Source organism: Actinosynnema sp. NPDC023658 (assembly GCF_040639995.1).
Taxonomy (GTDB): Bacteria; Actinomycetota; Actinomycetes; order Mycobacteriales; family Pseudonocardiaceae; genus Actinosynnema.
The window spans coordinates 360-1,052 of sequence record NZ_JBFAAX010001488.1; the positions used below are offsets into that span (position 1 = coordinate 360).

Here is a 693-nt window from a genome sequence, read left to right on the forward strand (position 1 = left end):
GGTCGCTGCTGCCGTCGGCGTGCTGGAGGTAGACCTGGCCGGGCGCCGAGCCGCTCCACCTCACGCGGAGCCCGGACTGCCCGTCTGGGGTGGCGGAGATCGCCTGGTAGGAGGCAGTGCGGTCGGCGCCGATGACCTGGCCCGCCCAGCCGTCCTCCGCGCTGCCCAGCATGCCGAGGTACCGGGTCGGGGTCGGGCCGCTGTAGATCTCCAGGTCGGGCGCGCCCCCGGCTCGTCCGGGCGCCGGAGCCGGAGGCGCGGTGGTGGGGTCGGGGCTGGAGGAGGTCGCGGTGGTGGGGTCGAGGGCAGAGGAGTCCGCGGTGGTGGTCGTGGTGGGAGCGGTGATGGTCGTGGCGCCGGCGGAGGAACCGGTCGTGGAGCCCTTGATCTGCGGTGCCCTCTGATCGGCCGCGGCGTGCGCGTCATCCTGCGGGGTGCCCGAGAACACCAGGGCCGCTGCCGCGGTGACCGCTGCCGCGACGGTCACCGCGGCGGCGGGGAGCAACCACCCGCGCCGCCGCACCTGCGACTCGTCGCCAGGATCGGTGGGCACGGTGGGCACGGCGAGTGCGGCGGCAGGCTCGACGGGTCTGCCGGGGCGGAGGTCCTGGCGCGGGTCCACCGCGGTGGTGCCGGGAGGGGGTGTGAATCCGGTGCCGGCGCTGGCGGCGGCGCCGAGGGGGACGGGGAGCG

The 693-nt window shown here is 76.8% G+C and carries 1 pseudogene; it reads right to left on the reverse strand.

Annotated elements, in window-relative coordinates:
• Window positions 1-553, reverse strand: a pseudogene (locus tag AB0G02_RS42010) (hypothetical protein); the annotation flags it as partial.
• Window positions 554-693 lie beyond the last annotated feature (140 nt).